The following is a 1143-nucleotide window of genomic DNA, read 5'->3' as shown; positions in this document are numbered from 1 at the left end:
GGCGGTCTCAAGCAGTCATCGCAACGTGCCTGATCATTGAGGGATGGTTGCGATGGGACGTCCGGTGTACACCAATGAGGTGCGGATGCTGTTCTGGGTTCTGTTGGGTTTGGGCTCGACGGTGAAAGAGGCCGCCGAGGTGATCGGTATGGCGGAGATGACCGGTCACCGGTGGGTGCAGGATCGTGGCGGTGTTCGTCCCCGGGCGACACCGCTACCGTCGGGCCGCTTCCTGTCGTTGACCGAGCGCGAGTTCATCGCCGACTACATCGGCGACGGGTGGACGATGACCGCGGTGGCGAAAGCCCTGGGCCGCGCCACCTCCACCGTCAGCCGAGAACTTAAGCGCCACAAGCTATATCGAGGACGTTACGGCGCCAACGCGGCCCACCGGCAGGCGCAGGCGTCGGCGAAACGGCCGAAGATTTCGAAGCTGGAATCGAATCCTCGGTTGGCAGCCGAGGTGCGGGCGCGGCTCGAGAAGGATCATTCTCCCGAGCAGATCGCGCATAGTCTGAAGATCGACTTTCCAGACGATCCGGAGATGCACGTGTCGCACGAGACGATCTACCAGACACTGTTCGTGCTGGGCAGGGGCGGTTTGAAGAAGGAGCTGGCCAGCCATCTTCGGACCGGCCGTACACGCAGGTACGGGCATAAGAAGCATCGCGATTCACGCTCGAAGATCGCCGGCATGATCAACATCGCCGAACGTCCCGCCGAAATTGAGGATCGCAGCGTCCCCGGGCATTGGGAAGGCGATTTGATCATCGGCAAGAACGGCGGATCCTCGATCGGGACGTTGGTCGAACGCACCACACGGCTGGTGTTGCTGTTGCATCTGCCGTGCGGTCATTCCGCTACCCAGGTCGCCGAGGCGATGACCGCGAAGATCATGGAATTACCTGCTGCGCTTCGGCGTTCGATCACCTGGGATCAAGGACGGGAGATGTCCGGGCATGCCCAGTTCACCGTCGACACAGGGGTGCAGGTCTACTTCTGTGACCCGCACTCCCCGTGGCAACGTGGCACCAACGAGAACACCAACGGACTGCTTCGTCAGTACTTTCCCAAAGGCACCGATCTGTCCGTTCACTCCCCGGAACGGCTCGCCGAGGTCGAGGACCTACTCAACAACCGTCC

The 1143-nt window shown here is 61.8% G+C and carries 1 pseudogene; it reads left to right on the top strand.

Features of this window, described 5'->3' with window-relative positions:
* Positions 1 to 232 precede the first annotated feature (232 nt).
* Positions 233 to 1143 (top strand): annotated as a pseudogene (locus tag DK926_RS26255) (IS30 family transposase); the annotation flags it as partial.

The sequence above is a fragment of the Rhodococcus sp. Eu-32 genome (genome assembly GCF_003336925.1).
GTDB lineage: Bacteria > Actinomycetota > Actinomycetes > Mycobacteriales > Mycobacteriaceae > Rhodococcoides > Rhodococcoides kyotonensis_B.
This window is presented reverse-complemented; position numbering and strand designations above follow the sequence as displayed.